Source organism: Paraburkholderia sp. RAU6.4a (assembly GCF_050435625.1).
GTDB classification, from domain to species: domain Bacteria; phylum Pseudomonadota; class Gammaproteobacteria; order Burkholderiales; family Burkholderiaceae; genus Paraburkholderia; species Paraburkholderia tuberum.
On sequence record NZ_JBNDKQ010000002.1, the window covers coordinates 3,703,826 to 3,728,778 of the forward strand.

Sequence of the window (24,953 nt, forward strand, 5' to 3'; positions counted from 1 at the left end):
TTTCATCCTGTGGGGCGTGGCGAAGCGTGCGCTTCAACCCGCATCGAACCTCAAAGCCACGCGCGAACCCAGCCGACGACCAGCGGCCCGACGATGACTCCCCACGTCATCACACACATGCCGAGCGCGACCATCACGGCCGCACTGCCGAGATCCTTCGCGCGGCGCGACAACTCGTGACGTTCGAGCGAGATCCGGTCGATTGCCGCTTCGACGCTCGAATTGAGCAGCTCGACGATCAGCACGAGCAGCACCGAGCCGAGCAGCAACACGCGCGACACGGGATCGACGGGCACCACGAGGCCGCACGGAATCAGGATCGCGGCCAACGTGAGTTCCTGACGAAACGCGCTTTCCTCGCGAATCGCAACGCGAAAACCGGCCAGCGAGTTTTTCATCGCGTGCCATGCGCGCGTGAGGCCGCGGTTGCCTTTGTAGGGGTTGAAGGGCAGCGGGGCGAGCGGGTCGTCGGGGCTGAGCGGTTCGTTGGGGGCGTCGTGGCTTGAGTCGCGAGTCGTGTCCTGGGTGGCGTCAGGTTGCACGCCACCCGCGACGCTGGCGCCGCCGGTCGTGGTCCTCGCGCCGTTCACCCGATGCACGGTATCCGCATGCCCGGTCATACCCGGCTCGCGTACGTCGTCGAACGGTTCGATGCTGGTGGTGTCGCGGGTGGACTCGACGGCGCGCAGTGCGCCGTTCGATGCGCCTTCGGCGCTGGATCGACTGCTTCGCATGGATGGCTCCGCGCGCCGCATCACGCAGCGGCGCTTTCCTCACGATACGCCGTGTCGCGCAGCGGCTTCAGATGCGCGGCGAATTGTGCGGACGCCGCTGCCCACGAGAAGCGCTCGGCCCATGCGCGCGCATGCGACCGATCGATCTTCAGTGCCTCCAGACACGCTTCGCGCAGATCCTCGTGCATTGCACCGGCGCCGCCGTCGCCGAGCACGTCGATCGGGCCGGTGACCGGATAAGCGGCCACCGGCGTGCCGCATGCGAGCGCTTCGAGCAGCACGAGTCCGAACGTGTCGGTGCGGCTCGGAAACACGAAGACGTCGGCGGCCGCGTAGACCTTCGCGAGTTCGGCCTGCGACAGCACGCCCAGATAGTTGACCTGCGGATAGCGCGACTTCAGTTCGGCGAGCGCCGGACCTTCGCCCGCGACCCACTTCGAGCCGGGCAGGTCGAGCTGCAGGAATGCCTCGACGTTCTTCTCGACCGCCACGCGTCCCACGTACAGGAAGATCGGCCGCGCGGTGTTGAGCACCTTCGAGTCCATCGGGCGGAAGATTTCGAGATCGACGCCGCGCGTCCACAGCACGACGTTCGTGAAGCCGAACTTCTCGAGGTCCTGCTTGACGACGGGGGTCGGCGCCATTACCGCGAGCGACGGCTTGTGGAACCAGTGCAGAAACCTGTAGGTCGCCGCGAGCGGGATGCGAAAGCGCGCCTGCACGTACTCGGGAAAGCGCGTGTGATACGCGGTCGTGAACGGCAGCTTGTGTTCGAGCGCATACGCGCGCGCGGCCATGCCCAGCGGACCTTCGGTCGCGATGTGCAACGCGTCGGGCGCGAAACGGTCGATGCGCTCGCGCAGCCGGCGGCGCGGCAGCAACGACAGGCGTATCTCCGGGTAAGTCGGGCACGGGATGGTGCGGAATTCGAGCGGCGTCAGCAGATCGACCTGATGGCCGAGCGCGGTGAGTTCGCGCCGGGTGTTTTTCAGCGTGCGTACGACACCGTTGACCTGCGGCTCCCATGCGTCGGTGACGATCATGATCTTCATCGCGTTGTTCATCGCTGCGGGCCCTGTGGAAGTGGAGAGTGGAAGTGCTCAGGCAGTGGCGCGGGCTTTTTGCGTGCCCGCCTGGGGCGCGCGCAGCGCAGTCCAGAAGATCACCTTGAGCTCGCCTTCATAAGTCTCGACGAGCGCGGACAGACTCTCGACCCAATCGCCATCGTTGCAATAGAGCACGCCATCGATCTCGCGCATCTCGGCCTTGTGGATGTGGCCGCAGACGACGCCGTCGCAGCCGCGGCGACGCGCTTCGTCGGTCATTACGCGTTCGAACGACGAGATGAAGTTGACCGCGTTCTTGACCTGATGCTTCAGGTATTGCGACAGCGACCAGTACGGAAATCCGAGCTTGCTGCGAATGCGGTTGAACCAGCGGTTCAGCACGAGGATCATCGTGTACAGCGTGTCGCCGAGATAGGCGAGCCATTTCGCGTGCTGGATCACGCCGTCGAACAGATCGCCGTGCACGATCCACAGCCGCTTGCCGGCGAGCGTCGTGTGGAACGCTTCGCCGCGTACGTGGATGTCGCCGAACGCGAGGTCGCAGAACTGGCGCGCGGCTTCGTCGTGATTGCCGGGCACGTAGATGACCTGGGTGCCTTTGCGCGCTTTGCGCAGCACTTTCTGCACGACGTCGTTGTGCGCCTGCGGCCAGTACCAGCCTTTCTTCAACTGCCAGCCGTCGATGATGTCGCCGACGAGGTACAGGTACTCCGATTCGTTGTGGCGTAGGAAGTCGAGCAGATATCCCGCCTGGCAGCCGCTCGAGCCGAGATGGATATCCGAGAGCCAGATCGTGCGATAGCGATGCGGATCGTCGTGGCCGTCATCGGGATGATCGGCGCGGGCATCGAGTGATGGCGTCGCGGGCAGCGGCAGGCCGTGTTGAGTAGAACCCGGAGCGGGCCGGAACGCGACGGGGTCGACGCTCGGTCCGGTTTGACGAAACAGGGAAGTCGCGGACGTATTGGGGTCCATGGCTCACGCGTCGAGTGGCGGTGCCCGTATTGGGCCGGGTGCGCGTGACTGCGGCGTGACAGTCATGAGAAGTTCTTATTACGGAGGGGCCTTGGCGGGGCCTGTTTTTTCGTTGTTCTGGCTTGGTTGGCCTTTCCTTGCTGTCTTATCGGTCTATTAGCGTTGCCCCTGTGCGGGGCGGCACCTACTTTCTTTGCTGCTGCAAAGAAAGTAGGCAAAGAAGACAGCTAAAACCGCAAACTTTTAAGCGGGTCCCCTGGCTTGGAAGGGGTAGTGGTGCATCTGGAATCCGGGCCCCCGCACATTCCGCCGTTCGTGACAAAGCCGTCATCCCTCCCACTCCGCACTACGTGCGTCGCGGACGGGTCTGCCTGGGAAACCAATGGTTTTGCCCGCGCAGCGGGGACCCTCGGCTGCGCCTCGGCGATGCGCCGAAACCACCAGTGGGTTTTGAACGGGGTTTCGGTGCGCGTAGCGCCGCCGGAAGAATGACTGCCTTGTCACTAGCGCGGAATGTGCGGGAGCACGGATTCCAGATGCACCACTACCTCACGCGGACCGAGGGACCCACTTAAGAGTTGGCGGTTTGAGCTGTCTTCTTTGCCTACTTTCTTTGCAGCAGCAAAGAAAGTAGGTGCCCCCCCGCACAGGGGCAACGCTAATAGACCGATAAGTCAGCAAGGAAAGGCCAACGAAGCCAGAACAACGGAAAAAGCCCCGCCCTGCAAGGGGCAACGCCAATACACCGATAACAAAGCAAGGAAAGGCCAACACCGCATTCGGCCCATCGCCCACGCGCGCTAGCGCCCAACCGCTACCACCCGCGTCCCCGCGAGCCGATCATGCAAAAACTGCCGCTGCGGATCAAAACGCCCACTCGCGGCCCACACCACGAACCAGACGCCCGCAATAACAAGCGTCTGCGGCACCCGCAACCCAAGAAGTGGATGCAACGCCAGCGGCGGCAAAAACCACAACCAGGCGAACACATACCGCGCAATCGCCCGCCCAACCGAAACCGGCGCGCCATCAGCGCCGACAACCCGTAATCGCCAGGTTTTCATCGGCAGCGTCTGGCCGCCGTGCGTCCAGAACCAGACGAAGTACACGCCGACCACGAGGCCGATCCAGCCGGCGAGCAGGTTGTGATGCGCGAGCCCGTTACGCTGCTGCGTCAGCGTGCTGAACAGATAGCCGGCGACAAACACGACGCCGAACAGAATGACCGCTTCGTAGAGCAGTGCCGCGAGCCGTCGCCGGACGGTGGGCGCCGTGCCGCCGGGTGCGGCGGCAGGCAGGGTGGGGGTGGCGAGCGGCTGGGACACGTAATGGGTTCGGGGTCGGAATCAGGAGCCGTGGAAGATTGCCGGCGCTTCGGCAGGCGACACGGGCACCGGCGTCGCCGGTACGAAGCTGCCCGCCGCCGGAATCGCAGGCGTTGCCGGCAGCGAGGCCGCGGCCGGCGCGGAGGCAGCCGGCGCGGCGCTCGCCGCCGCGGCAGCACTGGCGCCGTGCTCGCGCGCATTCACGAACCGGTCGATGCCCTTGATCTCGTTGCGAGCCGATGGCGGCGCGCTGACGACGCTGGGGCGACGCTTGCGTTCGCTCGCGGCGAGCCGCTCCTTCGTTTCTTCGGGCAGTTGTTGGTACGCTTTCCACGCCTTCTGGCGCGCTTCGCGCGGTAACTCCTTCGAAACCTGGTAGTTTTCGCGCGCGACGCGGCGCTGATCGGGCGTCATGCGCACCCATTCACTCATGCGCTCATGCAGACGCTTTTGCGCATCCGGCGACATCTTTGCGTATCGCGACGCAATCTTGATCCACTTTCGCTTGCGTTCGTCGCTAAACGAATCCCATTGCGATGCGAATGGGGCCAGCGCGGCGTGGTCGGCGGCGCTCAGGCGTGACCACGCGAGGGGGCTATTGCTGCCCGGCAGGCCGGGCAATTCGACGGAAAGTGCGGGGGCGGGCGCGGGCGCGGCGACGTTGACGCCGGGCGACGGATTGCCCGCCGACGATGGGCTCGGGTGAAAGCGCGGATAGGTCGCGACAAACGACACCAGGGCCGCGATCGCGCATCCGAAAACAACGGCCAGGCCGCGCTTGTAACTCACCCGAGGAATCTCCCGCTCAGTGGGCGCGTGAAAGATACGCGTTGAAGCCGTGGTCGAGATAGGCATTGAGCGGCAGGTCGTCGCTTAGCATGGCGGCATCGATGTCGGCAAGTTCGGCGGTGCGCTGGTGATCTTCCCAGTACGCGATGCCGATCAGGCTCACGACCAGCGCGGCCAGCGGCCACGCGAGCGCGAAGCGGCGCAGCGGCCAGCGGCGGCGCGGCTCGAAGCCTCCCTGCGGTAGCCCCGCTATCCCGGCCGGCATGCCGGCGAACGCAGGCACGAACACCGGCGCGCTGACGGCTTCGGGCTTTTTGCGCGCCAACGCGGCACGACGCGCGGCAGCGAGCCGGTCGACGGTGGCGGGAGGGAGGCTGGCGGTGTTTTCGTCAAGCGCGCGGCGCAGTTGACGCGCAAACTCGAGTTCTGTGTTTTCAAGGGAGCTCATAGCGTGATTCCTTTCGCCTTGAGCGCTTGCGCCAGCGTGTGAGTGGCCCGGGAGCAGTGCGTTTTCACGCTGCCTTCGGAGCAGCCCATTGCGGCGGCAGTCTCGGCGACATCCATATCCTCCCAATAACGCATGAGAAACGCCTCCCGTTGACGTGCCGGTAATTTCTGGATCTCGTTGTCGATCGACTGCAGGACCTGCTCTCGTTCGAGCTTCTGTTCGTTGCTCTCGGCGCCAGCCGAACCCGCCTCGGCCTCGAGGGTTTCCAGCGGATCGAACTCGTCGTCGTCGGCATTGCCGAGCGACGAGAATAGACTAACCCAAGTGTTGCGTACTTTGGCACGGCGGAAATAGTCGTGCGTCGCATTCTGCAGAATACGCTGAAACAGCAGCGGTAGCTCGGCCGCCGGACGGTCGCCGTATTTCTCGGCGAGCTTGATCATCGCGTCTTGCACGATGTCGAGGGACGCGTCGTCGTCCCGCACGGCGTAGACCGTCTGCTTGAATGCGCGCCTTTCGACGCCCGCCAGAAAATCGGCGAGTTCCTTGTCTGATGCCATCCGGTTGGGGTCGGCGCAGCAAGCGTGCGCGTAATCGGTCGAAAAATGTCGTAAAACTCGCGGATGCTAACAAACTTTTGCTCCGATAGGGTGAAACCTGCTCAAGCTTGCATTTGCATGACGGTCGACATTCCGTCCGATCGCGCGCTCTTACGCGCGAGCCAAATGGCAATATTTTCTTGACCGCGAGCGCGTCAGAAGCTATCGTCGCTGGTTCGCAACATAAGTGAGTTGTCTCAATTGAGGTGTGGCCCAAGAAGCCCTCCTGTCAACTGGACGCGCCGCTTGAACCCGAGCCACAAGCCCGGCAGAGAGCACCCGATCAATTTTTTGCCGAAAATTCGAAAGGTGAATCAATGAATATGCCCAGCGCGGAATTCTCCACGTCGGATACGACCCCCCATCACGAAGCAGACTCTATCGGCGCCACCGTGCTCATGAAGGCACTGGCCGACGAAGACGTCGAGTTCATCTGGGGCTATCCCGGCGGCTCGGTACTCTACATTTACGACGAGCTGTACAAGCAGGACAAGTTCCAGCATGTGCTCGTGCGCCACGAGCAGGCCGCCGTGCATGCCGCGGACGCCTACGCGCGCTCCACCGGCAAGGTCGGCGTGTGTCTCGTGACCTCCGGCCCCGGCGTCACCAACGCAGTGACCGGCATCGCGACCGCCTATATGGATTCGATCCCGTTGGTCGTGATCAGCGGCCAGGTGCCGACTGCCGCGATCGGTCAGGATGCATTCCAGGAATGCGACACGGTCGGCATCACGCGTCCCTGCGTAAAGCACAACTTCCTCGTGAAGGACGTGCGCGATCTCGCCGCCACGGTCAAGAAAGCTTTCTACATCGCCCGTACCGGCCGTCCCGGCCCAGTGCTGATCGACATTCCGAAGGACGTGTCGAAGACGCCGTGCCAATACGAGCCGATCAAGAGCGTTTCGCTGCGCTCATACAACCCGGTCACGAAGGGCCACTCCGGTCAGATCCGCAAGGCGGTGTCGCTGCTGCTGTCGGCGAAGCGTCCGTATATCTACACCGGCGGCGGCATCGTGCTCGCGGATGCGTCGCGTGAATTGAACCAGTTCGCCGATCTGCTCGGCTATCCGGTCACCAATACGCTAATGGGTCTGGGCGGCTACCGCTCGAGCGACAAGAAATTCCTCGGCATGCTCGGCATGCACGGCACGTACGAAGCCAATATGGCGATGCAGCACTGCGACGTGCTGATCGCGATCGGCGCGCGCTTCGACGACCGCGTGATCGGCGATCCGAGCCACTTCGCGTCGCGGCCGCGCAAGATCATCCATATCGACATCGATCCCTCTTCCATTTCCAAGCGCGTCAAGGTCGACATTCCGATCGTCGGCGACGTGAAGGAAGTGCTGAAGGAACTGATCGAGCAGTTGCAGACGGCCGAGCATGGGCCCGACGCAGCGGCGCTCGCCGACTGGTGGAAGGACATCGAAGGCTGGCGCGCGAAAGATTGCCTGAAGTTCGACCGCAAGAGCGACATCATCAAGCCGCAGTACGTGGTCGAAAAGGCGTGGGAGCTGACCGACGGCAACGCGTTCGTGTGCTCCGACGTGGGCCAGCACCAGATGTGGGCCGCGCAGTTCTACAAGTTCAACAAGCCGCGTCGCTGGATCAATTCCGGTGGCCTCGGCACGATGGGCTTCGGCTTACCGGCCGCGATGGGCGTGAAGATGGCCCATCCGGACGACGACGTGCTGTGCATCACGGGCGAAGGCTCGATCCAGATGTGCATCCAGGAGCTGTCGACCTGCAAGCAGTACGACCTGCCGATCAAGATTATTTCGCTGAATAACCGCTATCTGGGCATGGTGCGCCAGTGGCAGCAGATCGAATACAGCAAACGCTATTCGCATTCGTACATGGATGCGCTGCCGGACTTCGTGAAGCTCGCCGAAGCGTACGGACACGTGGGCATGCGCATCGAGCGCACGGCCGATGTGGAACCGGCGCTGAAGGAAGCGCTGCGCCTGAAGGATCGCACGGTGTTTCTCGACTTCCAGACCGATCCGACCGAAAACGTCTGGCCGATGGTTCAGGCCGGCAAGGGCATCACCGAGATGCTCATGGGTTCGGAAGATCTTTAACGACGGGGCGTCTGGATAACTCCAGCGCCGGCTTCGTGATGCGCGCCTTCAAAAAAGGCGAGGGCAGACGAAGCGGCGCCGCTCCGCTCGCAGACATCGACACATCATCTGGAAGAAGCGAAACATGAGACACATCATTTCCGTCCTGCTGGAAAACGAACCAGGCGCGCTGTCGCGCGTGGTGGGTCTGTTCTCCGCACGCGGCTACAACATTGAAACCTTGACGGTGGCTCCGACCGAAGACCGTTCGCTGTCGCGCATGACCATCGTCTCCGTTGGCTCGGACGACGTGATCGAACAGATCACGAAGCATCTGAACCGCCTGATCGAGGTGGTGAAAGTGGTCGACCTTACCGAGGGCGCCCACATCGAACGCGAGCTGATGCTGATCAAGGTGAGGGCGGTCGGCAAGGAACGTGAGGAGATGAAGCGGATGGCGGACATTTTCCGCGGCCGCATCATCGACGTCACCGAAAAGACCTACACGATCGAATTGACGGGGGCGAGCGACAAGCTCGACGCCTTCATCGAGGGGCTCGATTCCACGGCGATTCTCGAGACGGTCCGCACGGGCAGCTCGGGCATCGGTCGCGGCGAGCGCATTCTGAAGGTCTGACGTCGCGTTTCGCAAGGCCGGGCAACGCGGTATCGCCCGGCTGGCAATAACAACATTCGCAGTACCTGAATTTCTCTGAATCATCGAATCTAGCCAAGGAACCGACATGAAAGTTTTCTACGACAAGGACGCCGATCTCTCCCTCATCAAGGGCAAGCAGGTCACCATCATCGGCTATGGCTCGCAAGGCCATGCGCACGCGCTGAACCTGAAGGAAAGCGGCGTGAACATCACGGTCGGTCTGCGCAAGGGCGGCGCATCGTGGAGCAAGGCTGAAAACGCCGGCCTGCAAGTCAAGGAAGTCGCGGAAGCGGTGAAGGGCGCGGACGTCGTCATGATGCTGCTGCCGGACGAGCAGATCGCCGACGTGTACGCGAAGGAAGTCCACGCGAACATCAAGCAGGGCGCAGCGCTCGCGTTCGCGCACGGCTTCAACGTTCACTACGGCCAGGTGATCCCGCGTGCCGACCTCGACGTCATCATGATCGCGCCGAAGGCGCCGGGCCACACGGTTCGCGGCACCTACTCCCAAGGTGGCGGCGTGCCGCACCTGATCGCGGTTGCGCAGGACAAGTCGGGCGCGGCGCGCGACATCGCGCTGTCGTACGCAGCGGCTAACGGCGGCGGCCGGGCCGGCATCATCGAAACGAACTTCCGCGAAGAAACCGAAACCGACCTGTTCGGCGAGCAGGCTGTGCTGTGCGGCGGTACCGTCGACCTGATCAAGGCCGGCTTCGAAACGCTGGTCGAAGCGGGTTACGCGCCGGAAATGGCGTACTTCGAGTGCCTGCACGAACTGAAGCTGATCGTCGACCTGATCTACGAAGGCGGCATCGCGAACATGAACTACTCGATCTCGAACAACGCCGAGTACGGCGAGTACGTGACGGGGCCGCGCATCGTGACCGCTGAAACGAAGAAGGCGATGAAGGCCGTGCTGACCGACATCCAGACCGGCGAATACGCGAAGAGCTTCATCATCGAGAACAAGGCTGGCGCACCGACGCTGCAATCGCGTCGCCGTCTGACGGCCGAGCACCAGATCGAGCAGGTTGGCTCGAAGCTGCGCGCGATGATGCCGTGGATCGCGAAGAACAAGCTCGTCGACCAGTCGAAGAACTAAGCGTCTCGACGTAACGAGGTTCGGCGCGGCGCTTCGGTGCGGCGGCCGGACCAGTCAAAAAGCCGTCCAAGGGTGCTGAACCCTGGGCGGCTTTTGCTATCCTACGGTTTTACAAAAACACAGAAGCCATCCATGAATTACCCTCATCCGATCATCGCGCGAGAAGGCTGGCCGTTCATCGCCATCGCGGCCGTCGTTGCTTTACTGGTTCACGCCTTCGGGGGGTTCGGCTTTGCGTGGCTCTTCTGGCTGATCCTGATCTTCATCGTGCAGTTTTTCCGCGACCCGGCGCGTCCGATTCCGACGCAGGCCAACGCGGTGCTGTGTCCTGCCGACGGTCGTATCGTCGCGGTAGAAACCGCGCATGATCCTTATGCGAATCGCGAAGCGCTGAAGATCAGCGTGTTCATGAACGTATTCAACGTGCACTCGCAGCGCTCGCCCGTCGACGGTGCGATCTCGAAAGTCGAATACTTTCCTGGCGCCTATCTGAACGCGGCGGTCGATAAAGCCTCGCTCGAAAACGAGCGCAACGCGGTCGTGATCGAAATGGCCGGCGGCCAGACGGTCACGTCGGTGCAGATTGCCGGGCTGATCGCGCGGCGGATTCTTTGCTACGTCCGTGCAGGCGAGCCGCTGACCCGCGGCCAGCGTTACGGATTCATCCGCTTCGGTTCGCGCGTCGACGTGTATTTGCCGGTGGGCAGCCGTCCGCGCGTGTCGATCGGCGAGAAGGTGTCGGCGTCGTCCACGATCCTCGCCGAGCTGTAAAGCGGCATACAGGAGGTTGTCCGAATGGCCGCATTCAAACCGCGTCGACCCCGCAGCAGTGGACCGCTGCCGCGGCCGTTTCGTCGCAACAAGCCGCCGGTGGTCACGGAGTCGCCGGTCACCGACAGCCGGCGCGCGCAGCGTCAGCAGTTCCTCAGAAAACGCGGCATCTACCTGCTGCCGAACGCATTCACCACGGCCGCGCTGTTCTGCGGCTTCTTCGCCGTCGTGCAGGCGATGAACGTGCGCTTCGAGATCGCGGCGATCGCGATCTTCGTCGCGATGGTGCTCGATGGCATGGACGGTCGCGTCGCGCGCATGACGCATACGCAAAGCGCGTTCGGCGAGCAGTTCGACAGCCTGTCGGACATGGTGTCGTTCGGTGTTGCGCCCGCGCTCGTGATGTACGAATGGATCCTGAAGGACCTCGGCCGGTGGGGCTGGCTCGCGGCGTTCGTCTATTGTTCCGGCGCGGCGCTACGGCTCGCGCGTTTCAACACGAATATCGGCGTGGTCGACAAGCGTTTTTTCCAGGGCATGCCGAGCCCGGCCGCGGCGGCACTGATCGCCGGTTTCGTGTGGCTCGCCACCGACAACCGCGTGCCGCTGAAGCTCGTCTGGCTGCCGTGGGTCGCCTTCGTGCTGACCATCTACGCGGGCGTGACGATGGTGTCGAACGCGCCGTTCTATAGCGGCAAGGCGCTCGACGTACGGCATCGCGTGCCGTTCGGCGTGATCCTGCTGGTGGTGGTCGCCTTCGTGCTCGTGTCGTCCGATCCGCCGTTGATGCTGTTCGGTCTGTTCGTGCTGTACGGTCTATCCGGCTACGTGTTCTGGGCGTATCAGGCGGTGCGCGGCCGGGCCAATCCGGCGCGTTCGATATCGCACGACCGTTGAAGATTTGAACCGCGCTGCATCGCAGCGGCGTACGAAAAACGGCAGCCTGCAGGCTGCCGTTTTTCGTTGGTTGGTGCCGTGACGCGGTCGCTTCGGACAGCGCCGCAGGCCGCCCCGGCGCGCATTGCGCGGTGGCTGGAATGCCGCTATAGTCGTCGGATCAGTGCGTGGGCGTGGCCGATTTTGCCGGGTCGGCGAGGCCGTTCGCTGCGCCGCGCCATCATGCTTCGTTCACGCCCTTATGCGTTTTTGCGTTCCGTCCGCACCGGCCGCGATCATCGTGATCGCCCTACCTTGCCAGCGGCGGCGCTCATCGTCCCATTCCAAAACCAAGTCTCACATCTGAACGACTCCCGAGGAGGCCCGACATGTCCGACAAACTGATCATTTTCGACACCACGCTGCGTGACGGCGAGCAATCGCCCGGCGCGTCGATGACGAAGGAAGAGAAGATCCGCATCGCCAGGCAACTCGAACGGATGAAAGTCGACGTGATCGAAGCGGGCTTCGCGGCCAGCTCGAACGGCGACTTCGACGCGATCCATACGATCGCCGGCCTCGTGAAGGACAGCACGATCTGCTCGCTTGCGCGCGCGAACGACAAGGACATACAGAAGGCCGCCGACGCACTGAAGCCGGCCGATCATTTCCGCATCCACACGTTCATCGCAACGTCGCCACTGCACATGGAGAAGAAGCTGCGGATGACGCCCGAGCAGGTATTCGAGCAGGCCAAGCTTGCGGTGCGTTTCGCGCGCAAGTTCACCGACGACGTCGAATTCTCGCCGGAAGACGGCAGCCGCTCGGATTTGGACTTCCTGTGCCGTGTGCTGGAAGCGGTGATCGCCGAAGGCGCGACCACGATCAACATCGCGGACACCGTCGGCTACGGCGTGCCGGAGCTCTATGGCCAACTCGTGAAGACGCTGCGCGAGCGCATTCCCAACTCGCACAAGGCGGTGTTCTCCGTGCATTGCCACAATGACCTCGGCATGGCGGTCGCGAATTCGCTCGCCGGCGTGCAGATTGGCGGCGCGCGCCAGGTCGAATGCACGATCAACGGGCTCGGCGAGCGTGCGGGCAATACGTCGCTCGAAGAAATCGTAATGGCGGTGAAGACCCGCAAGGATTACTTCGGACTCGACGTCGGCCTCGACACGACTCAGATCGTGCCGGCCTCGAAGCTCGTGTCGCAGATCACTGGCTTCGTCGTGCAGCCGAACAAGGCCGTGGTCGGCGCGAACGCTTTCGCGCACGCGTCGGGCATCCATCAGGATGGCGTGCTGAAGGCGCGCGATACCTACGAAATCATGCGCGCGGAAGACGTGGGTTGGGCCGCGAACAAGATCGTGCTCGGCAAGCTGTCGGGCCGCAATGCGTTCAAACAGCGTCTGCAGGAGCTTGGCATCGCGCTCGACAGCGAAGCCGAACTGAACACCGCGTTCGCGCGCTTCAAGGAACTCGCCGATCGCAAGGCGGAGATCTTCGACGAAGACATCATCGCCATCGTCAACGAGGAATCGGCGGAAGCGCACGAGAAGGAGCACTACAAGTTTCTGTCGATGTCGCAGCATTCCGAAACCGGCGAGCAGCCGCACGCGAAGGTCGTGTTCTCGGTAGAGGGTAAAGAGATCACCGGCGAAGCGCGCGGCAACGGACCGGTCGACGCCACCCTCAACGCGATCGAAACGGAAGTGGGCAGCGGCTCCGAACTGCTGCTGTACTCGGTCAACGCGATCACGACCGGCACGCAGGCGCAGGGCGAAGTGACCGTGCGGTTGTCGAAGAGCGGGCGCATCGTCAACGGCACGGGCACTGATCCGGATATCGTCGCGGCATCCGCGAAGGCATATTTTTCGGCGCTCAACAAGCTCTATTCGAATGCGGACAAGGTGAATCCGCAGCGCTCGGAGTAGCGCGAGCATGGCGCGCCGGTAGTGCGCGATCGCTTGTGTGGATCGGAGGAGAAGCCCCGTGGTGCTCGGCACACGGGGCTTTTTTCTGCCGTCATCGCGCAGCTGCGGCGGCGCGATATGACGAAACTACTCCGCCGTCGTGCGCCGCAGCGACCAGCCGCGCGTTGCGCGGGCCTGCTCGCGGACTTGAAATCTGACGTCGACGGTAATCCCACGGCGAGGCGCATCGGCGACGAACCCGTCCAGCAGTTCGCGCACGTCGTGGTCGACGAAATCGGCGCGTGTCGCATCGACGATAACGGTGGCGCCATCCGGAATCTGCTGCAGATAGTGCTTGAGCGGCACCTTACCGAGAAACGACACGTCCTTGCGAAACGACAGCAGGTAGTGATCGCCATGCTGCGCGAGCACGATCGGGCCGCGCAGGTTTGCGTACAGCGCAAACAGCATGCTGCACAGGATGCCGAGCACGATACCGATCAGCAGATCGGTGACGAGCACACCGACGACTGTGACGATAAATGGTGCGAACGGCGCGAATCCCTGCCGCGCGAGCCCGGCGAACAACGACGGCTTGGCGAGTTTGAACCCGGTGAAGATCAGGATCGCGGCAAGGCAGGCGAGCGGGATCAGGTTGATCACGCTCGTGAGCGCGAACACGCTGACGAGAAGCAACACGCCGTGAACGATCGCCGAGAGTCGGCTTTTTGCGCCGGCATGGACGTTCGCGGAGCTACGCACGATCACCGCGGTGATCGGCAGGCCGCCGATCGCACCCGCGATCAGATTGCCCACGCCCTGCGCCTTCAGCTCGCGATCGGGAGGCGCGCGGCGGCGCTCCGGATCGATCTGTTCGACCGCTTCGAGGCTCAGTAGCGTTTCGAGACTTGCGAGGATGGCGATCGTGATCGCAACGCGCCATATGTCGGGATTGACGAGCTGGGCGAACCGTGGGCCGAAGTCGGCCGACGCGAGCACGGCCTGCAGTGCCGCGAACGATTCCAGCGACGGCAACGCGACCCGCCCTTCGGCGGGCGGTGCCAACGATGGCGCGACGAGATTGAGGGCGAGCGTCGCGCCGATGCCGAGCAGCACCACCGCGAGCGGCGCGGGCATGATGCGCACGACGGCGAAGCGGCGCAGCGCGCGCGTTTCCCAGCCGGCGAGGATCGCGAGCGACAGCAGTGTGATCAGCACGGCGGTCGGTGAGATTGGGCCGAGCGGCGTTGCGACCGCCGCCGCCGAGTGGACGGAGTCGGCGGTGCCGGACAGCCCCAGCGCAACGGGGAGCTGCTTGAGGATCAACAGCACGCCGATGGCCGCGAGCATCCCCTTGATCACCGGCGACGGCACGTAGGCGGCGAACCGGCCGGCCTTGAGCATGCCGAAGCCGAACTGGATGACGCCCGACAGCAGTACGGCCAGCAGGAAAGCGGAAAAGCCGCCAAGCCGTGCGATGCCGTCGACGACGATCACGACGAGGCCCGCGGCCGGGCCGCTCACGCTCAGACGCGAGCCGCTCAGCGCGGCAACCACGAGCCCGCCAATGATGCCGGACACCAGTCCGGCAAACGGGTCGACGCCCGATGCGTGAGCAATGCCGAGGCAAAGCGGCAGGGCCACCAGAAAAACGGCCGTTCCGGCGAGCACGTCGCTCTGGAGCGCGGAGAAAGAGGTTTGATTATCCATGGTGTCGAAGAGCGAGAGGTGGGACGATGGGCGACGAACAGGTATGGCCCGATGACGATTCCGCTGTCGGCTCCGTCCGCGGTTCGAATGGGACGGGCGACGCACTTCGCTAGGCCGCGCTGTGCGCCGCGGTCGTGCAGGTCATCGCGTCGTCGGCGGTATAGCCGGAGGTGAGAACCTTGATGCGCCCGTCGTCGAGCGCAAAGATCCAGCCGTGCACGAGCGGCGCCGGCTCAGCCTCGTGCACGATCGGGCTCGCCCGTAGCTGCCGCACCTGTTCGAGCACGTTCAGCTCGGCGAGGCGATTGACGCGATCCGGCTCGGTCGCCGCGCCGTCCAGCTCCGAGTGATGCGTTTTGGCGAGCGCGCAGAGCGGCGCGATACGGCGGTTCACATGGGGCAGCGCGGGGTCCGGCGGCAGCAGCGCGGCGCGCACGCCGCCGCAGCCATAGTGGCCGCAGACGATCACATGACCGACCTTGAGCACCCGCACCGCGTATTCAAGGACGCTCGCGACGTTGTCGTCGCTGGGATGAAACAGGTTGGCGATGTTGCGATGGACGAACAGATCGCCGGGCTCGCAATGCGTGATCGTTTCGGCGGGCACGCGGCTGTCCGCGCAGCCGATCCAAAGAATGTGTGGATTCTGTCCGCGCATCAGGTCGCGAAAAAATGCCGGATTACGCGTCGCGGTTTCATGGGCCCACGCGACGTTGGCGACCAGCAGGTGTTTGGGTCGGTTCATCGTAGCAACTCCGTATGAGAGGCAATTGACCTGGCACCGGACCGAAACCGCGTCTGCACGTGATTGCGAGCCGGTGCCCGAACGGCGTTTACAATAACCTTTCTTTCGCAAAATTGTGGACGTAAACAGGATAAAATTCTGTTTTATGCTTAAACAATAAAAAAGCCGCCTATCGAAGGCGGCTTTTTTGAGATTTGGTGCTTCTTCCGAAGAGGGTGCTCAGTGCTCAGAACAGGTTGCGGCGGTCGGGGTCGTGCAGCGGGTCGGGGGTCTTCTGCGTGAGGCGCAAGATGCCCTGGTCATCGAAGTAGAAGTTGTACATCATGTACCAGACGTTGTCTTCGAGATAGCGATAGGTCCAGACTTCGCGCCTCATCAGCGGGAAGTACGACGTTTCGACCGGGCGGCCGAAGTTCACCAGCACGTCGCCGCGTGTCCATTTGCCGATCTCGGCGCGGTAGAACTCGTTGGGTTGCAGCACCTGGCGCATGTTGATGATCTTGCCGGCTGCGTTGATGTCGGCGGCGGTGGTGGTTTCGCCCATCGGTTGGGTCGGCCACATCAGACGCTTGCCGCCGTCGGGCAGATCATAGGTTTCGCGCGGCGGACCGAGACGCGCGATGACCGTCGATGCGTCCGCTCCCTGTTGATACTGCTGCCACGGCTGGGCGCAGCCGGCGAGCGCGAGCACGCTCAGGCAAACGAGCGCGGCGCGGCGCAGACTGGCGCCGGCCGGGGCTGTGATAGCAGCCGCCGTGGGGTGGTGGCGGTTCGGCATGTATTCCTCCGATGGCGTTTGAATAGCGGTTCTTATCATCGAAACGCACCATTTTGACACGCGCTGTGGCGAAAGAACGGCGTTGCTTGAACGTACGTCGCCACCAAACGGTAACGGATGCGCCGGCTTGCCTATTCCGTGCGCGTCATCCTATGATCCGCGCTTCGAAGATTCAGAGCGGACGACCATGACGGCGATGTGGCGAGGGGCGGCGGCGGTTGCGCTGACGGCGATTTCGATGGCAGTGGCGGGAGTTGGCGTGGCTGAGGCGGCGAATCCGGCCTCGACGGGCGCGAGTCAGGCGTCCGCGCAGGGGACCGTTCCGCCCGCCGGCAAGCCGGGGAGCCGCGCGGCCACGCTGGCGGCAAGCCCGGCCGATAATCACGCAAGCAAGTCCGCCAGCCTGCCGGCCGGCAAACTCACCGGCACGCCAATCCAGCTCGCGCTGATCGAAGGCATGTCCGGCCCGTTCGCGAACGCGGGCGCGGCGGTCGAGCGCAATCTGCGTTTCGGTGTCGAGCAGGTCAACGCGCACGGCGGCGTGGAACTCGCGGACGGCGCGCATCCGTTCGAACTCGTCGTGCTCGACAGCAAGGGCAGCACGGAGGAAGCGCTGACGCAATTGCGCGCGGCCGCGGATCGCCATATCGGCTACATCCTGCAGGGCAATAGCTCGGCGGTCGCCGCGGCGCTGATCGGCGCGATCGAGAAGCAGAACAGCCGCGAGCCGGACAACCGCGAACTGTTCCTCAACTACTCCGCCGACGACCCCGCGCTCACCAACGCGGACTGCAGCTTCTGGCACTTCCGCTTCGACGCGCACGCCGGCATGCGGATGGCCGCGCTCGCCGAGGTGATCGAGCGCGACAAGGCGGTGAAAAAGGTGTACCTGCTGAACCAGGATTACAGCTTCGGACACGACGTGAGCAGCCTCGCGCGTTCGACGCTAGCGGCGAAGCGTCCCGACATCGCGGTGGTCGGCGACGAATTTCACCCGATCGGCCGCGTGAAGGATTTCGCGCCGTACATCGCGAAGATCCGCGCGAGCGGCGCGGACGCCGTGATCACCGGCAACTGGGGCAACGACCTGACGCTGCTCGTGAAGGCGGCGCGCGAGCAGGGCCTCGACACGAAGTTCTACACGTTCTACGGCAACAGCCTCGGCGCGCCGGCCGCGCTTGGCGACGCAGGCGTGGGTCACGTGATCGCGGTGGCCGAGTGGCATCCGAATGTCGGTGGCGCGGCCTCCGACGCGTGGTACGCGGCGTTCCGCGCGCGCTTTCCGGCCGCCCGGGACGACTATCCGGTGCTGCGTATGCCACTGATGATCGAAACGCTCGCCGCCGCGATGAGCCGCGCCGGCAGCGCCGCTCCGACGGCGGTCGCGAAAGCGCTCGAGGGCATCCGCTTCGACAACGGTATTCACGCATCGTGGATGCGCGCCGATGACCATCAGCTGATCCAGCCCCTCTACGTGATGCAGATGGACAAAGCCGGCACACCCGGCGTGCATTTCGATAACGAAGGGTCGGGCTATGGCTTTCGCACGGTGCTGGCGATACCAGCCGAACGCACCCTATTGCCGACGGTCTGCCGGATGCGGCGCCCCTGAGCGCCCGCGAGCGACACTCAATCCGCCTTGCTGGCCCGGGGTTCGCGGCCGGAATCGGCTGTGCTACAATACGCGTCCCGTTGTTGGGCTGGGTTCTGATTCAGTTAATTCAGCCACGAACGGGACTCAGTAAATTGTGAAACGGGTATCCCACGGCACGGCCTTTCTTCCGTGACCGCCTGTCCAGTTATCAAGGAAATTGACATGTCCGCAGTTGAAGCAAGCAAGAAGTCCGAAGTCGTCGCGCAATTCGCACGCGCAGCCAACGACACCGGCTCCCCCGAAGTTCAGGTCGCGCTGCTCACGACCCGTATCAACGAACTGACCTCCCACTTCAAGGAGCACACGAAGGATCACCACAGCCGCCGCGGTCTGCTGCGCATGGTGAGCCGCCGTCGCAAGTTGCTCGACTACCTGAAGGGTAAGGACGCGGATCGTTACCGCAGCCTGATCGAGAAGCTGGGTCTGCGTAAGTAATCGGCCAGTCGTTCAGCAAGATGCCTGTGTCAGTTTCGCTGATACAGGCATTTTGTTTTTGCGCGGCGCGCTTCGTGTAACGCGCACCGCCTGTGATCCGCGGCGTATGCCGGTTCGCGCGGCGTCTACGGGCAAGCGCAGTAGCAGTAGCAGAACAGCAGTAGAAGAAGCAGTAACAGGAAACAAGGCCGGGCTTCAGGGCGGAGTTTTGTGTCATTCCAGCGGTTCGCGCGCAGTCGCAGCACGTGGCTCTCTGGAATGGCATAGCACGACTCTTCCCATGCGGCGCCGGCTTGGCGTTGCCGCGCCGCTCCGGTCCGCGCGGCATTACGATGAGGAAAAGCAATGACTATGTTCAATAAGATCGTCAAAGAGTTTAAGTGGGGGCAGCACAACGTTCGCCTCGAAACCGGTGAAATCGCTCGCCAGGCGGGCGGCGCGGTGATCGTCGACGTCGAAGATACCGTGGTGCTCGCCACCGTGGTCGGCGCGAAGACCGCGAAGCCGGGCCAGGACTTCTTCCCCCTCACCGTCGATTACATCGAAAAGACTTACGCCGCCGGCAAGATCCCGGGTGGCTTCTTTCGTCGCGAAGGCCGTCCGTCGGAAGGCGAGACGCTGATCTCGCGCCTGATCGACCGTCCGCTGCGTCCGCTCTTCCCGGAAGGCTTCTACAACGAAGTGCAGGTCGTGATTCACGTGCTGTCGCTGAATCCGGAAATCCCCGCCGACATCCCTGCGCTGATCGGCGCCTCGGCGGCGCTCGCGGTGTCCGGTCTGCCGTTCAACGGCCCGGTCGGCGCGGCGCGCGTGGCCTACATCAACAACGAATACGTGCTGAACCCGACGCGTCCGCAGATGAAGGAATCGGCACTCGACCTCGTCGTCGCCGGCACGGAACGCGCGGTGCTGATGGTCGAATCGGAAGCGCAGCAATTGAGCGAAGAAGTGATGCTCGGCGCCGTCGTGTTCGGTCATGAACAGATGCAGACCGCGATCGACGCGATCCACGAACTCGTCCGCGAAGGCGGCAAGCCCGAGTGGGACTGGCAGCCGGCCGCGAAGAACGAAGCGCTGATCGCACGCGTGACCGAATTTGCGCAAGCCGAACTGCTCGCCGCGTACCAGATCCGCGACAAGCAGGCTCGCTCGACCAAGCTGAAGGAAGTCTACGCGGCGACCTCGGCGAAGCTCGAGGAAGAAGCGGCGGCAGCGGGCACCGTGGCGGCCGACAAGGCGTCGGTCGGCAACGTGCTGTTCGACATCGAAGCGAAGATCGTCCGTACGCAGATCCTGAACGGCGAGCCGCGTATCGACGGCCGCGACACGCGCACCGTGCGCCCGATCGAAATCCGCACCGGCGTGCTGCCGCGTACCCACGGCTCGGCGCTGTTCACGCGCGGCGAGACGCAGGCGATGGTGGTCGCGACGCTCGGCACGAAGGGCGACGAGCAAAACATCGACGCGCTCGAAGGCGAGTACCGCGAACGCTTCATGCTCCACTACAACATGCCTCCGTTCGCGACGGGCGAAACGGGCCGCGTCGGTTCGCCGAAGCGCCGTGAAATCGGTCACGGCCGTCTCGCCAAGCGCGCGCTCGTCGCGTGCCTGCCGAGCGCCGACGAGTTCGGCTACTCGATCCGCGTCGTGTCGGAAATCACCGAGTCGAACGGATCGTCGTCGATGGCTTCGGTGTGCGGCGGTTGCCTCGCGCTGATGGACGCCGGCGTGCCGATGAAGGCGCACGTCGCCGGTATCGCGATGGGCCTGATCCTCGAAGGTAATCGCTTCGCGGTGCTGACCGACATTCTCGGCGACGAAGATCACCTCGGCGACATGGACTTCAAGGTCGCGGGTACGGAACAAGGCGTGACCGCGCTGCAGATGGACATCAAGATTCAGGGCATCACGAAGGAAATCATGCAGGTCGCGCTCGCGCAGGCGAAGGAAGGCCGCATGCACATCCTCGGCAAGATGACCTCGGCCGTGGCCGGCGCGAACACCCAACTGTCGGAGTTCGCACCGCGCATGATCACGATCAAGATCAACCCGGAAAAGATTCGCGACGTGATCGGCAAGGGCGGCTCGGTGATCCGCGCGCTCACCGAAGAAACCGGCACGACGATCGACATTTCGGATGACGGCGTCGTCACGATCGCGAGCACGAACAGCGAAGGCATGGCCGAAGCGAAGCGTCGTATCGAAGCGATCACGATGGAAGTCGAAGTGGGCCAGGTGTACGAAGGCACCGTGCTCAAGCTGCTCGACTTCGGCGCGATCGTGAACATCCTGCCGGGTAAGGATGGTCTGCTGCATATCTCCGAGATCGCGAACGAGCGCATCAAGGACATCAACGACTATCTGAAGGATGGCCAGCAGGTGAAGGTCAAGGTCATCCAGACGGACGAGAAGGGTCGTGTGCGTCTGTCGGCGAAGGCATTGCTGAACGACGCGCCGCAAGGCGAGCCGACGCCGCAGTAAGGCGGTAGCGGACAAACGGCCGGCCGTGTCATGCGCGCCGGCCGTTTTTCATGCAGGATGGATTGCGTTGCGCATTCGAATCGCAGCGGTGCGCTACGGCAGACGGCGGCAACGGGTAGGTAACGCAATCCAATCTTGGAGTTGACGCAGATGAAAGCGATCGAAATCACTGAATTCGGTGCGCCGGAAGTCCTCAAGCTGGCGGAGCGTCCGACGCCGCAGCTCAAGGCTGGCGAGGTGCTGATCAAGGTGGCGGCATCCGGAATCAATCGTCCGGACGTGTTTCAGCGCAAGGGCGGCTATGCGCCGCCGCCGGGAGCGTCGGATCTGCCGGGGCTGGAGGTGGCGGGCGAGATCGTCGGCGGCACGATCGACGCGAAGAACAACCCGTTTGGTCTGAAGATCGGCGATCGCGTGTGCGCGCTGCTCGCGGGCGGCGGCTACGCGGAATTTGCGGCCGCGCCGCTGCTGCAATGCCTGCCGGTGCCGACGGGGTTGTCGGATATCGAAGCGGCTTCGCTGCCCGAGACTTTTTTCACGGTGTGGAGCAACGTCTTCAATCGCGCGCAGCTCGGCCAGGGCGAGGGCGGTGCGAATGAAACGCTGCTCGTGCAGGGTGGTTCGAGCGGCATCGGCGTGACGGCGATCCAGATTGCGCACGCGCTCGGCTTCCGTGTGTTCGCGACCGCGGGCTCGGACGAAAAGTGCCGCGCGTGCGAAGCGCTCGGCGCCGAACGCGCGATCAACTACAGGACTGAAGATTTCGTCGAAGTCATCAAGTCGCTGACCAACGATCGTGGCGTCGACGTGATCCTCGACATGGTGGCAGGCAGCTACGTGCCGCGCGAATTGTCGGCTCTCGCCGACGGTGGCCGTATCGTACTAATTGCGCTGCTCGGCGGCGCGAAGGCGGAGCTGAACCTGAACGAAGTGTTGCGTCGCCGTCTGACGGTGACCGGTTCGACGCTGCGACCACGGCCGATCGAGTTCAAGGCGCAGATCGCCGCGCAACTGAAGGAGCGCGTGTGGCCGCATCTCGAAGCTGGGCGCATCAAGCCGGTCGTGCATCGCGTGTTTCCGGCCGCCCAGGCTGCCGACGCGCATGCGCTGATGGAAAGCGGCACGCACGTCGGCAAGATCGTGTTGACGTGGGGTCAGGAGGCTTGACGTCATCGGTTTGACCCGATCCACCCCACGCAGTAAAATTGCGCGTTTTGCGCGCGCCGGATCAATCCGACGGGCGGGCCGCGAGCGCAGGAACGAACTGCAGCGAGGCGCGAGCGAAGTCCGCCGGCAGCAGCCCGGACTGGCAAGACAGGACAATACGAGACGATGTCGAATCAACAACGAGCCAAACTGGTAGTCGGTAACTGGAAGATGCATGGGCGGCTCGCCGCGAACGCCGCGTTGCTGCAGGCAGTGGCACAGGGCGCCAGTGAATTGCCGGCCGACGTGCGCGTCGGTGTGTGCGTGCCGAGCCTCTATCTCGGGCAGACTCAGTCGCTGCTCGAAGGCAGCCCGGTCGTGTGGGGCGTGCAGGACGTGTCCGCGTTCACGCATGGCGCCTATACCGGCGAAGTGGCTGCGCCGATGGTGACGGACTTCGGCGCCACGTTTGCGATCGTCGGGCACTCGGAGCGCCGCGCGTATCACCGCGAAAGCGCCGAACTGGTCGCGGTGAAAGCGCAGCGTGTGCTCGAGGCGGGTTTGACGCCGATCGTGTGCGTCGGCGAAACGCTCGAAGAACGCGAAGCGGATTGCACCGAGCAGGTCGTCGGCGGTCAGCTCGACGAGGTGCTCGCGAAGCTGTCGGCTCAGGAAGCGGCTCGCCTCGTCGTCGCGTATGAGCCGGTGTGGGCAATTGGCACCGGCAAGAGCGCATCGGCGGCACAGGCGCAGGCCGTGCATGGGTTCCTGCGCGCACGTCTCGCGGCCAAGGGTGCGGCGGACGTGCCGTTGCTATACGGCGGCAGCGTCAAGCCGGACAACGCGGAAGAACTGTTCCGTCAGCTCGATATCGACGGCGGCCTGATCGGTGGCGCGTCGTTGAAAGATCAGGATTTCCTGGCGATCTGCAAGGCGGCCGCTGCGACCAGCGTAGCTGGTTAAGCTGGGCGTCTCGGCGAGGATGACTCCATTTCGCGCAACACACAGTGTGCGGCGCGGTTAAATAAAGACTCAGGTGAGTGTGATGCTGTATTTGAAAACATTGATTATCGTCGTTCAGTTGTTGTCGGCGTTCGGGGTCATCGGACTTGTGTTGCTGCAGCACGGCAAAGGTGCCGATATGGGCGCGGCTTTCGGCAGCGGCGCGTCGGGTAGCCTGTTCGGTGCGACGGGTTCGGCGAACTTCCTGTCGCGTACCACGGCAGTGCTCGCAGCGCTGTTCTTTGCCACGACACTGGCACTCACTTACCTTGGTGCGTATCACGTGAAGCCGTCGGCAGGCGTGCTGGGCGCGGCCGCTACTGCGCCGGTCGCGGCTTCCGCGCCGGCTGCGGGCTCGGCCCCGGTGGCGGCAGCGCCGGCTTCGCCTGCGTCGGTTCCGGCGACGGGCGTGCCGAAATAAATTTTCGGCGGACGTGGTCTTGTGCGTTGAACAATCTGCTTAAGCAAGTTACAATTCAAGTCTTGAAGCGATTCGCGGGTTTTGCAAGTTGTTTTCCCGGATTGCATATAGTGCCGACGTGGTGAAATTGGTAGACACGCTATCTTGAGGGGGTAGTGGCGAAAGCTGTGCGAGTTCGAGTCTCGCCGTCGGCACCAAATGTTATCTAAATGCCAGCCGTTTGCTTCGCTTCGGCTGGCATTTTCACTTCTGGCGTATCGCTGTACGGCTTACGTCATGCGCGTTGAGGAAGTGATTTCGCGTCAGGGGTGCTATGCTCCTGACGGCACTCAGAACCAACCGATTGAGGATTGTCTTGAACCTCGCAGCCTATTTCCCCGTTTTGCTGTTCCTTATTGTGGGCACCGGTTTAGGCGTAGCACTGGTCAGTATTGGCAAGCTCCTCGGTCCCAACAAGCCCGACACCGAGAAAAACGCACCGTACGAGTGCGGCTTCGAAGCATTCGAAGATGCGCGCATGAAATTCGACGTGCGCTACTACCTCGTCGCCATTCTCTTCATCATTTTCGACCTTGAGACCGCATTCCTGTTCCCGTGGGGCGTGGCGTTGCGTGACATCGGCTGGACTGGGTTCACGGCAATGATGATTTTCCTGCTCGAGTTCCTGCTTGGCTTTGCCTACATCTGGAAGAAGGGCGGCCTCGACTGGGAATGATGGGTTAATCGCCGGTTTGCGTGGGTGGCCAGGCTTGCCGCCCCGTCTGGAGTGGAAAGCAAATGAGTATCGAAGGGGTCTTGAAGGAAGGGTTTGTCACCACTACGGCGGACAAACTGATCAACTGGACGCGCACCGGCTCGCTGTGGCCGATGACGTTCGGTCTTGCGTGCTGCGCGGTCGAGATGATGCATGCGGGCGCTGCCCGTTATGATCTCGACCGTTTCGGCGTGGTGTTTCGTCCGAGTCCGCGTCAGTCGGACGTGATGATCGTCGCCGGCACGCTGTGCAACAAGATGGCGCCCGCTCTGCGCAAGGTTTACGACCAGATGGCGGAGCCGCGGTGGGTGATCTCGATGGGCTCATGCGCGAACGGCGGTGGCTATTACCACTACTCATACTCGGTGGTGCGCGGCTGCGACCGGATCGTCCCGGTCGATGTGTACGTGCCGGGTTGTCCGCCCACGGCGGAAGCGCTGGTATACGGCGTGATCCAGCTGCAAGCCAAGATTCGCCGCACTAACACCATCGCCCGTCAATAAGGCC

At 63.4% G+C, this 24,953-nt stretch carries 24 protein-coding genes and 1 tRNA gene; 15 read left to right on the top strand and 10 right to left on the bottom strand.

What is annotated here, in order from left to right; genetic code table 11:
* Window positions 1-50: 50 nt before the first annotated feature.
* The 7 genes from OKW40_RS21915 to OKW40_RS21945 form a co-directional block, all read right to left on the bottom strand.
* Window positions 51-734, bottom strand: a complete 684-nt coding sequence (locus OKW40_RS21915; protein WP_184059352.1) for a diacylglycerol kinase — start codon at window positions 732-734, stop codon at window positions 51-53.
* A gap of 20 nt (window positions 735-754) precedes the next feature.
* Window positions 755-1,786, bottom strand: a complete 1,032-nt coding sequence (locus tag OKW40_RS21920) for a glycosyltransferase family 4 protein (protein ID WP_184059774.1) — start codon at window positions 1,784-1,786, stop codon at window positions 755-757.
* 48 nt (window positions 1,787-1,834) lie between these two features.
* Window positions 1,835-2,776: a UDP-2,3-diacylglucosamine diphosphatase gene (locus tag OKW40_RS21925; RefSeq protein WP_090803742.1), complete on the bottom strand. Its 942-nt coding sequence runs from the start codon at window positions 2,774-2,776 to the stop codon at window positions 1,835-1,837.
* 800 nt (window positions 2,777-3,576) lie between these two features.
* Window positions 3,577-4,101, bottom strand: coding sequence for an RDD family protein (locus OKW40_RS21930; protein ID WP_184059350.1), 525 nt, complete (start codon window positions 4,099-4,101; stop codon window positions 3,577-3,579).
* 21 nt (window positions 4,102-4,122) lie between these two features.
* Window positions 4,123-4,890: a DUF3106 domain-containing protein gene (locus tag OKW40_RS21935; RefSeq protein WP_429491480.1), complete on the bottom strand. Its 768-nt coding sequence runs from the start codon at window positions 4,888-4,890 to the stop codon at window positions 4,123-4,125.
* Between the two features lie 16 nt (window positions 4,891-4,906).
* Window positions 4,907-5,338 carry a DUF3619 family protein gene (locus OKW40_RS21940; RefSeq protein WP_429336031.1) on the bottom strand — a complete coding sequence of 144 codons (432 nt, stop codon included), beginning with the start codon at window positions 5,336-5,338 and terminating at the stop codon, window positions 4,907-4,909.
* On the bottom strand, window positions 5,335-5,898 hold the full coding sequence (locus tag OKW40_RS21945) for an RNA polymerase sigma factor (protein ID WP_184059344.1): 564 nt from the start codon (window positions 5,896-5,898) through the stop codon (window positions 5,335-5,337). The genes OKW40_RS21940 and OKW40_RS21945 overlap by 4 nt, the downstream gene beginning before the upstream one ends.
* A gap of 356 nt (window positions 5,899-6,254) precedes the next feature.
* On the opposite strand from OKW40_RS21945, the gene OKW40_RS21950 reads away from it, so the two are divergent.
* From OKW40_RS21950 to OKW40_RS21975, 6 genes are all read left to right on the top strand, one after another.
* On the top strand, window positions 6,255-8,018 hold the full coding sequence (locus OKW40_RS21950; protein WP_184028488.1) for an acetolactate synthase 3 catalytic subunit: 1,764 nt from the start codon (window positions 6,255-6,257) through the stop codon (window positions 8,016-8,018).
* 124 nt (window positions 8,019-8,142) lie between these two features.
* Window positions 8,143-8,634: an acetolactate synthase small subunit gene (gene ilvN, locus OKW40_RS21955; protein ID WP_018420000.1), complete on the top strand. Its 492-nt coding sequence runs from the start codon at window positions 8,143-8,145 to the stop codon at window positions 8,632-8,634.
* Window positions 8,635-8,740: 106 nt separating this feature from the next.
* Window positions 8,741-9,757 carry a ketol-acid reductoisomerase gene (gene ilvC, locus OKW40_RS21960; protein ID WP_008920617.1) on the top strand — a complete coding sequence of 339 codons (1,017 nt, stop codon included), beginning with the start codon at window positions 8,741-8,743 and terminating at the stop codon, window positions 9,755-9,757.
* 132 nt (window positions 9,758-9,889) lie between these two features.
* Complete coding sequence (locus tag OKW40_RS21965) at window positions 9,890-10,528, top strand: phosphatidylserine decarboxylase (protein WP_184059342.1); 639 nt, start codon at window positions 9,890-9,892, stop codon at window positions 10,526-10,528.
* A 24-nt stretch (window positions 10,529-10,552) separates the two neighbouring features.
* Entirely contained in the window at window positions 10,553-11,425 is an 873-nt protein-coding gene (pssA, locus tag OKW40_RS21970) for a CDP-diacylglycerol--serine O-phosphatidyltransferase (RefSeq protein WP_429491483.1), read from the top strand.
* Window positions 11,426-11,793: 368 nt separating this feature from the next.
* Entirely contained in the window at window positions 11,794-13,341 is a 1,548-nt protein-coding gene (locus OKW40_RS21975) for a 2-isopropylmalate synthase (protein WP_184010172.1), read from the top strand.
* Window positions 13,342-13,467: 126 nt separating this feature from the next.
* Here the strand turns inward: OKW40_RS21975 and OKW40_RS21980 are convergent, their stop codons facing one another.
* The 3 genes from OKW40_RS21980 to OKW40_RS21990 all read right to left on the bottom strand — a co-directional run bounded on the left by OKW40_RS21980 (window position 13,468) and on the right by OKW40_RS21990 (window position 16,553).
* Entirely contained in the window at window positions 13,468-15,030 is a 1,563-nt protein-coding gene (locus OKW40_RS21980) for a SulP family inorganic anion transporter (RefSeq protein ID WP_429491485.1), read from the bottom strand.
* A 109-nt stretch (window positions 15,031-15,139) separates the two neighbouring features.
* Window positions 15,140-15,775, bottom strand: coding sequence for a carbonic anhydrase (locus tag OKW40_RS21985; RefSeq protein WP_429491487.1), 636 nt, complete (start codon window positions 15,773-15,775; stop codon window positions 15,140-15,142).
* Window positions 15,776-16,001: 226 nt separating this feature from the next.
* Window positions 16,002-16,553 (bottom strand): hypothetical protein, encoded by a 552-nt coding sequence (locus OKW40_RS21990; RefSeq protein ID WP_184059334.1) that lies wholly within the window; start codon window positions 16,551-16,553, stop codon window positions 16,002-16,004.
* A 187-nt stretch (window positions 16,554-16,740) separates the two neighbouring features.
* Here OKW40_RS21990 and OKW40_RS21995 point away from each other — a divergent pair, with 187 nt between their 5' ends.
* From OKW40_RS21995 to OKW40_RS22035, 9 genes are all read left to right on the top strand, one after another.
* Entirely contained in the window at window positions 16,741-18,165 is a 1,425-nt protein-coding gene (locus tag OKW40_RS21995) for a branched-chain amino acid ABC transporter substrate-binding protein (protein WP_429491488.1), read from the top strand.
* A gap of 204 nt (window positions 18,166-18,369) precedes the next feature.
* The gene (gene rpsO, locus OKW40_RS22000; RefSeq protein WP_008920609.1) at window positions 18,370-18,642 is read left to right on the top strand and encodes a 30S ribosomal protein S15; all 273 of its coding nucleotides are present in this window, start codon (window positions 18,370-18,372) and stop codon (window positions 18,640-18,642) included.
* 345 nt (window positions 18,643-18,987) lie between these two features.
* Window positions 18,988-21,123, top strand: a complete 2,136-nt coding sequence (gene pnp, locus OKW40_RS22005; protein ID WP_429356883.1) for a polyribonucleotide nucleotidyltransferase — start codon at window positions 18,988-18,990, stop codon at window positions 21,121-21,123.
* A 150-nt stretch (window positions 21,124-21,273) separates the two neighbouring features.
* Window positions 21,274-22,290: an NAD(P)H-quinone oxidoreductase gene (locus tag OKW40_RS22010; protein WP_184028504.1), complete on the top strand. Its 1,017-nt coding sequence runs from the start codon at window positions 21,274-21,276 to the stop codon at window positions 22,288-22,290.
* 165 nt (window positions 22,291-22,455) lie between these two features.
* Window positions 22,456-23,232 carry a triose-phosphate isomerase gene (gene tpiA / locus OKW40_RS22015; protein ID WP_184059330.1) on the top strand — a complete coding sequence of 259 codons (777 nt, stop codon included), beginning with the start codon at window positions 22,456-22,458 and terminating at the stop codon, window positions 23,230-23,232.
* 82 nt (window positions 23,233-23,314) lie between these two features.
* Entirely contained in the window at window positions 23,315-23,692 is a 378-nt protein-coding gene (secG, locus tag OKW40_RS22020) for a preprotein translocase subunit SecG (RefSeq protein ID WP_184059328.1), read from the top strand.
* 112 nt (window positions 23,693-23,804) lie between these two features.
* A tRNA-Leu gene (locus OKW40_RS22025) sits at window positions 23,805-23,889 on the top strand.
* Between the two features lie 158 nt (window positions 23,890-24,047).
* Window positions 24,048-24,407 (top strand): NADH-quinone oxidoreductase subunit A, encoded by a 360-nt coding sequence (locus tag OKW40_RS22030; RefSeq protein ID WP_184059326.1) that lies wholly within the window; start codon window positions 24,048-24,050, stop codon window positions 24,405-24,407.
* A 62-nt stretch (window positions 24,408-24,469) separates the two neighbouring features.
* Entirely contained in the window at window positions 24,470-24,949 is a 480-nt protein-coding gene (locus OKW40_RS22035; protein WP_006052903.1) for a NuoB/complex I 20 kDa subunit family protein, read from the top strand.
* Window positions 24,950-24,953 lie beyond the last annotated feature (4 nt).

What these genes read in the sequence shown, in the direction of transcription:
- rpsO (WP_008920609.1), top strand. Translation starts at nt 18,370, where the DNA reads ATGTCCGCAGTTGAAGCAAGCAAGAAGTCCGAAGTCGTCGCGCAATTC.
- tpiA (WP_184059330.1), top strand. Translation starts at nt 22,456, where the DNA reads ATGTCGAATCAACAACGAGCCAAACTGGTAGTCGGTAACTGGAAGATG.
- pssA (WP_429491483.1), top strand. Translation starts at nt 10,553, where the DNA reads ATGGCCGCATTCAAACCGCGTCGACCCCGCAGCAGTGGACCGCTGCCG.
- OKW40_RS21990 (WP_184059334.1), bottom strand. Translation starts at nt 16,553, where the DNA reads ATGCCGAACCGCCACCACCCCACGGCGGCTGCTATCACAGCCCCGGCC.
- OKW40_RS22035 (WP_006052903.1), top strand. Translation starts at nt 24,470, where the DNA reads ATGAGTATCGAAGGGGTCTTGAAGGAAGGGTTTGTCACCACTACGGCG.
- ilvN (WP_018420000.1), top strand. Translation starts at nt 8,143, where the DNA reads ATGAGACACATCATTTCCGTCCTGCTGGAAAACGAACCAGGCGCGCTG.
- OKW40_RS21980 (WP_429491485.1), bottom strand. Translation starts at nt 15,030, where the DNA reads ATGGATAATCAAACCTCTTTCTCCGCGCTCCAGAGCGACGTGCTCGCC.
- ilvC (WP_008920617.1), top strand. Translation starts at nt 8,741, where the DNA reads ATGAAAGTTTTCTACGACAAGGACGCCGATCTCTCCCTCATCAAGGGC.
- OKW40_RS22010 (WP_184028504.1), top strand. Translation starts at nt 21,274, where the DNA reads ATGAAAGCGATCGAAATCACTGAATTCGGTGCGCCGGAAGTCCTCAAG.
- pnp (WP_429356883.1), top strand. Translation starts at nt 18,988, where the DNA reads ATGACTATGTTCAATAAGATCGTCAAAGAGTTTAAGTGGGGGCAGCAC.
- secG (WP_184059328.1), top strand. Translation starts at nt 23,315, where the DNA reads ATGCTGTATTTGAAAACATTGATTATCGTCGTTCAGTTGTTGTCGGCG.
- OKW40_RS21950 (WP_184028488.1), top strand. Translation starts at nt 6,255, where the DNA reads ATGAATATGCCCAGCGCGGAATTCTCCACGTCGGATACGACCCCCCAT.
- OKW40_RS21995 (WP_429491488.1), top strand. Translation starts at nt 16,741, where the DNA reads ATGACGGCGATGTGGCGAGGGGCGGCGGCGGTTGCGCTGACGGCGATT.
- OKW40_RS21965 (WP_184059342.1), top strand. Translation starts at nt 9,890, where the DNA reads ATGAATTACCCTCATCCGATCATCGCGCGAGAAGGCTGGCCGTTCATC.
- OKW40_RS21915 (WP_184059352.1), bottom strand. Translation starts at nt 734, where the DNA reads ATGCGAAGCAGTCGATCCAGCGCCGAAGGCGCATCGAACGGCGCACTG.
- OKW40_RS21985 (WP_429491487.1), bottom strand. Translation starts at nt 15,775, where the DNA reads ATGAACCGACCCAAACACCTGCTGGTCGCCAACGTCGCGTGGGCCCAT.
- OKW40_RS21945 (WP_184059344.1), bottom strand. Translation starts at nt 5,898, where the DNA reads ATGGCATCAGACAAGGAACTCGCCGATTTTCTGGCGGGCGTCGAAAGG.
- OKW40_RS21920 (WP_184059774.1), bottom strand. Translation starts at nt 1,786, where the DNA reads ATGAAGATCATGATCGTCACCGACGCATGGGAGCCGCAGGTCAACGGT.
- OKW40_RS21925 (WP_090803742.1), bottom strand. Translation starts at nt 2,776, where the DNA reads ATGGACCCCAATACGTCCGCGACTTCCCTGTTTCGTCAAACCGGACCG.
- OKW40_RS21940 (WP_429336031.1), bottom strand. Translation starts at nt 5,338, where the DNA reads ATGAGCTCCCTTGAAAACACAGAACTCGAGTTTGCGCGTCAACTGCGC.
- OKW40_RS21975 (WP_184010172.1), top strand. Translation starts at nt 11,794, where the DNA reads ATGTCCGACAAACTGATCATTTTCGACACCACGCTGCGTGACGGCGAG.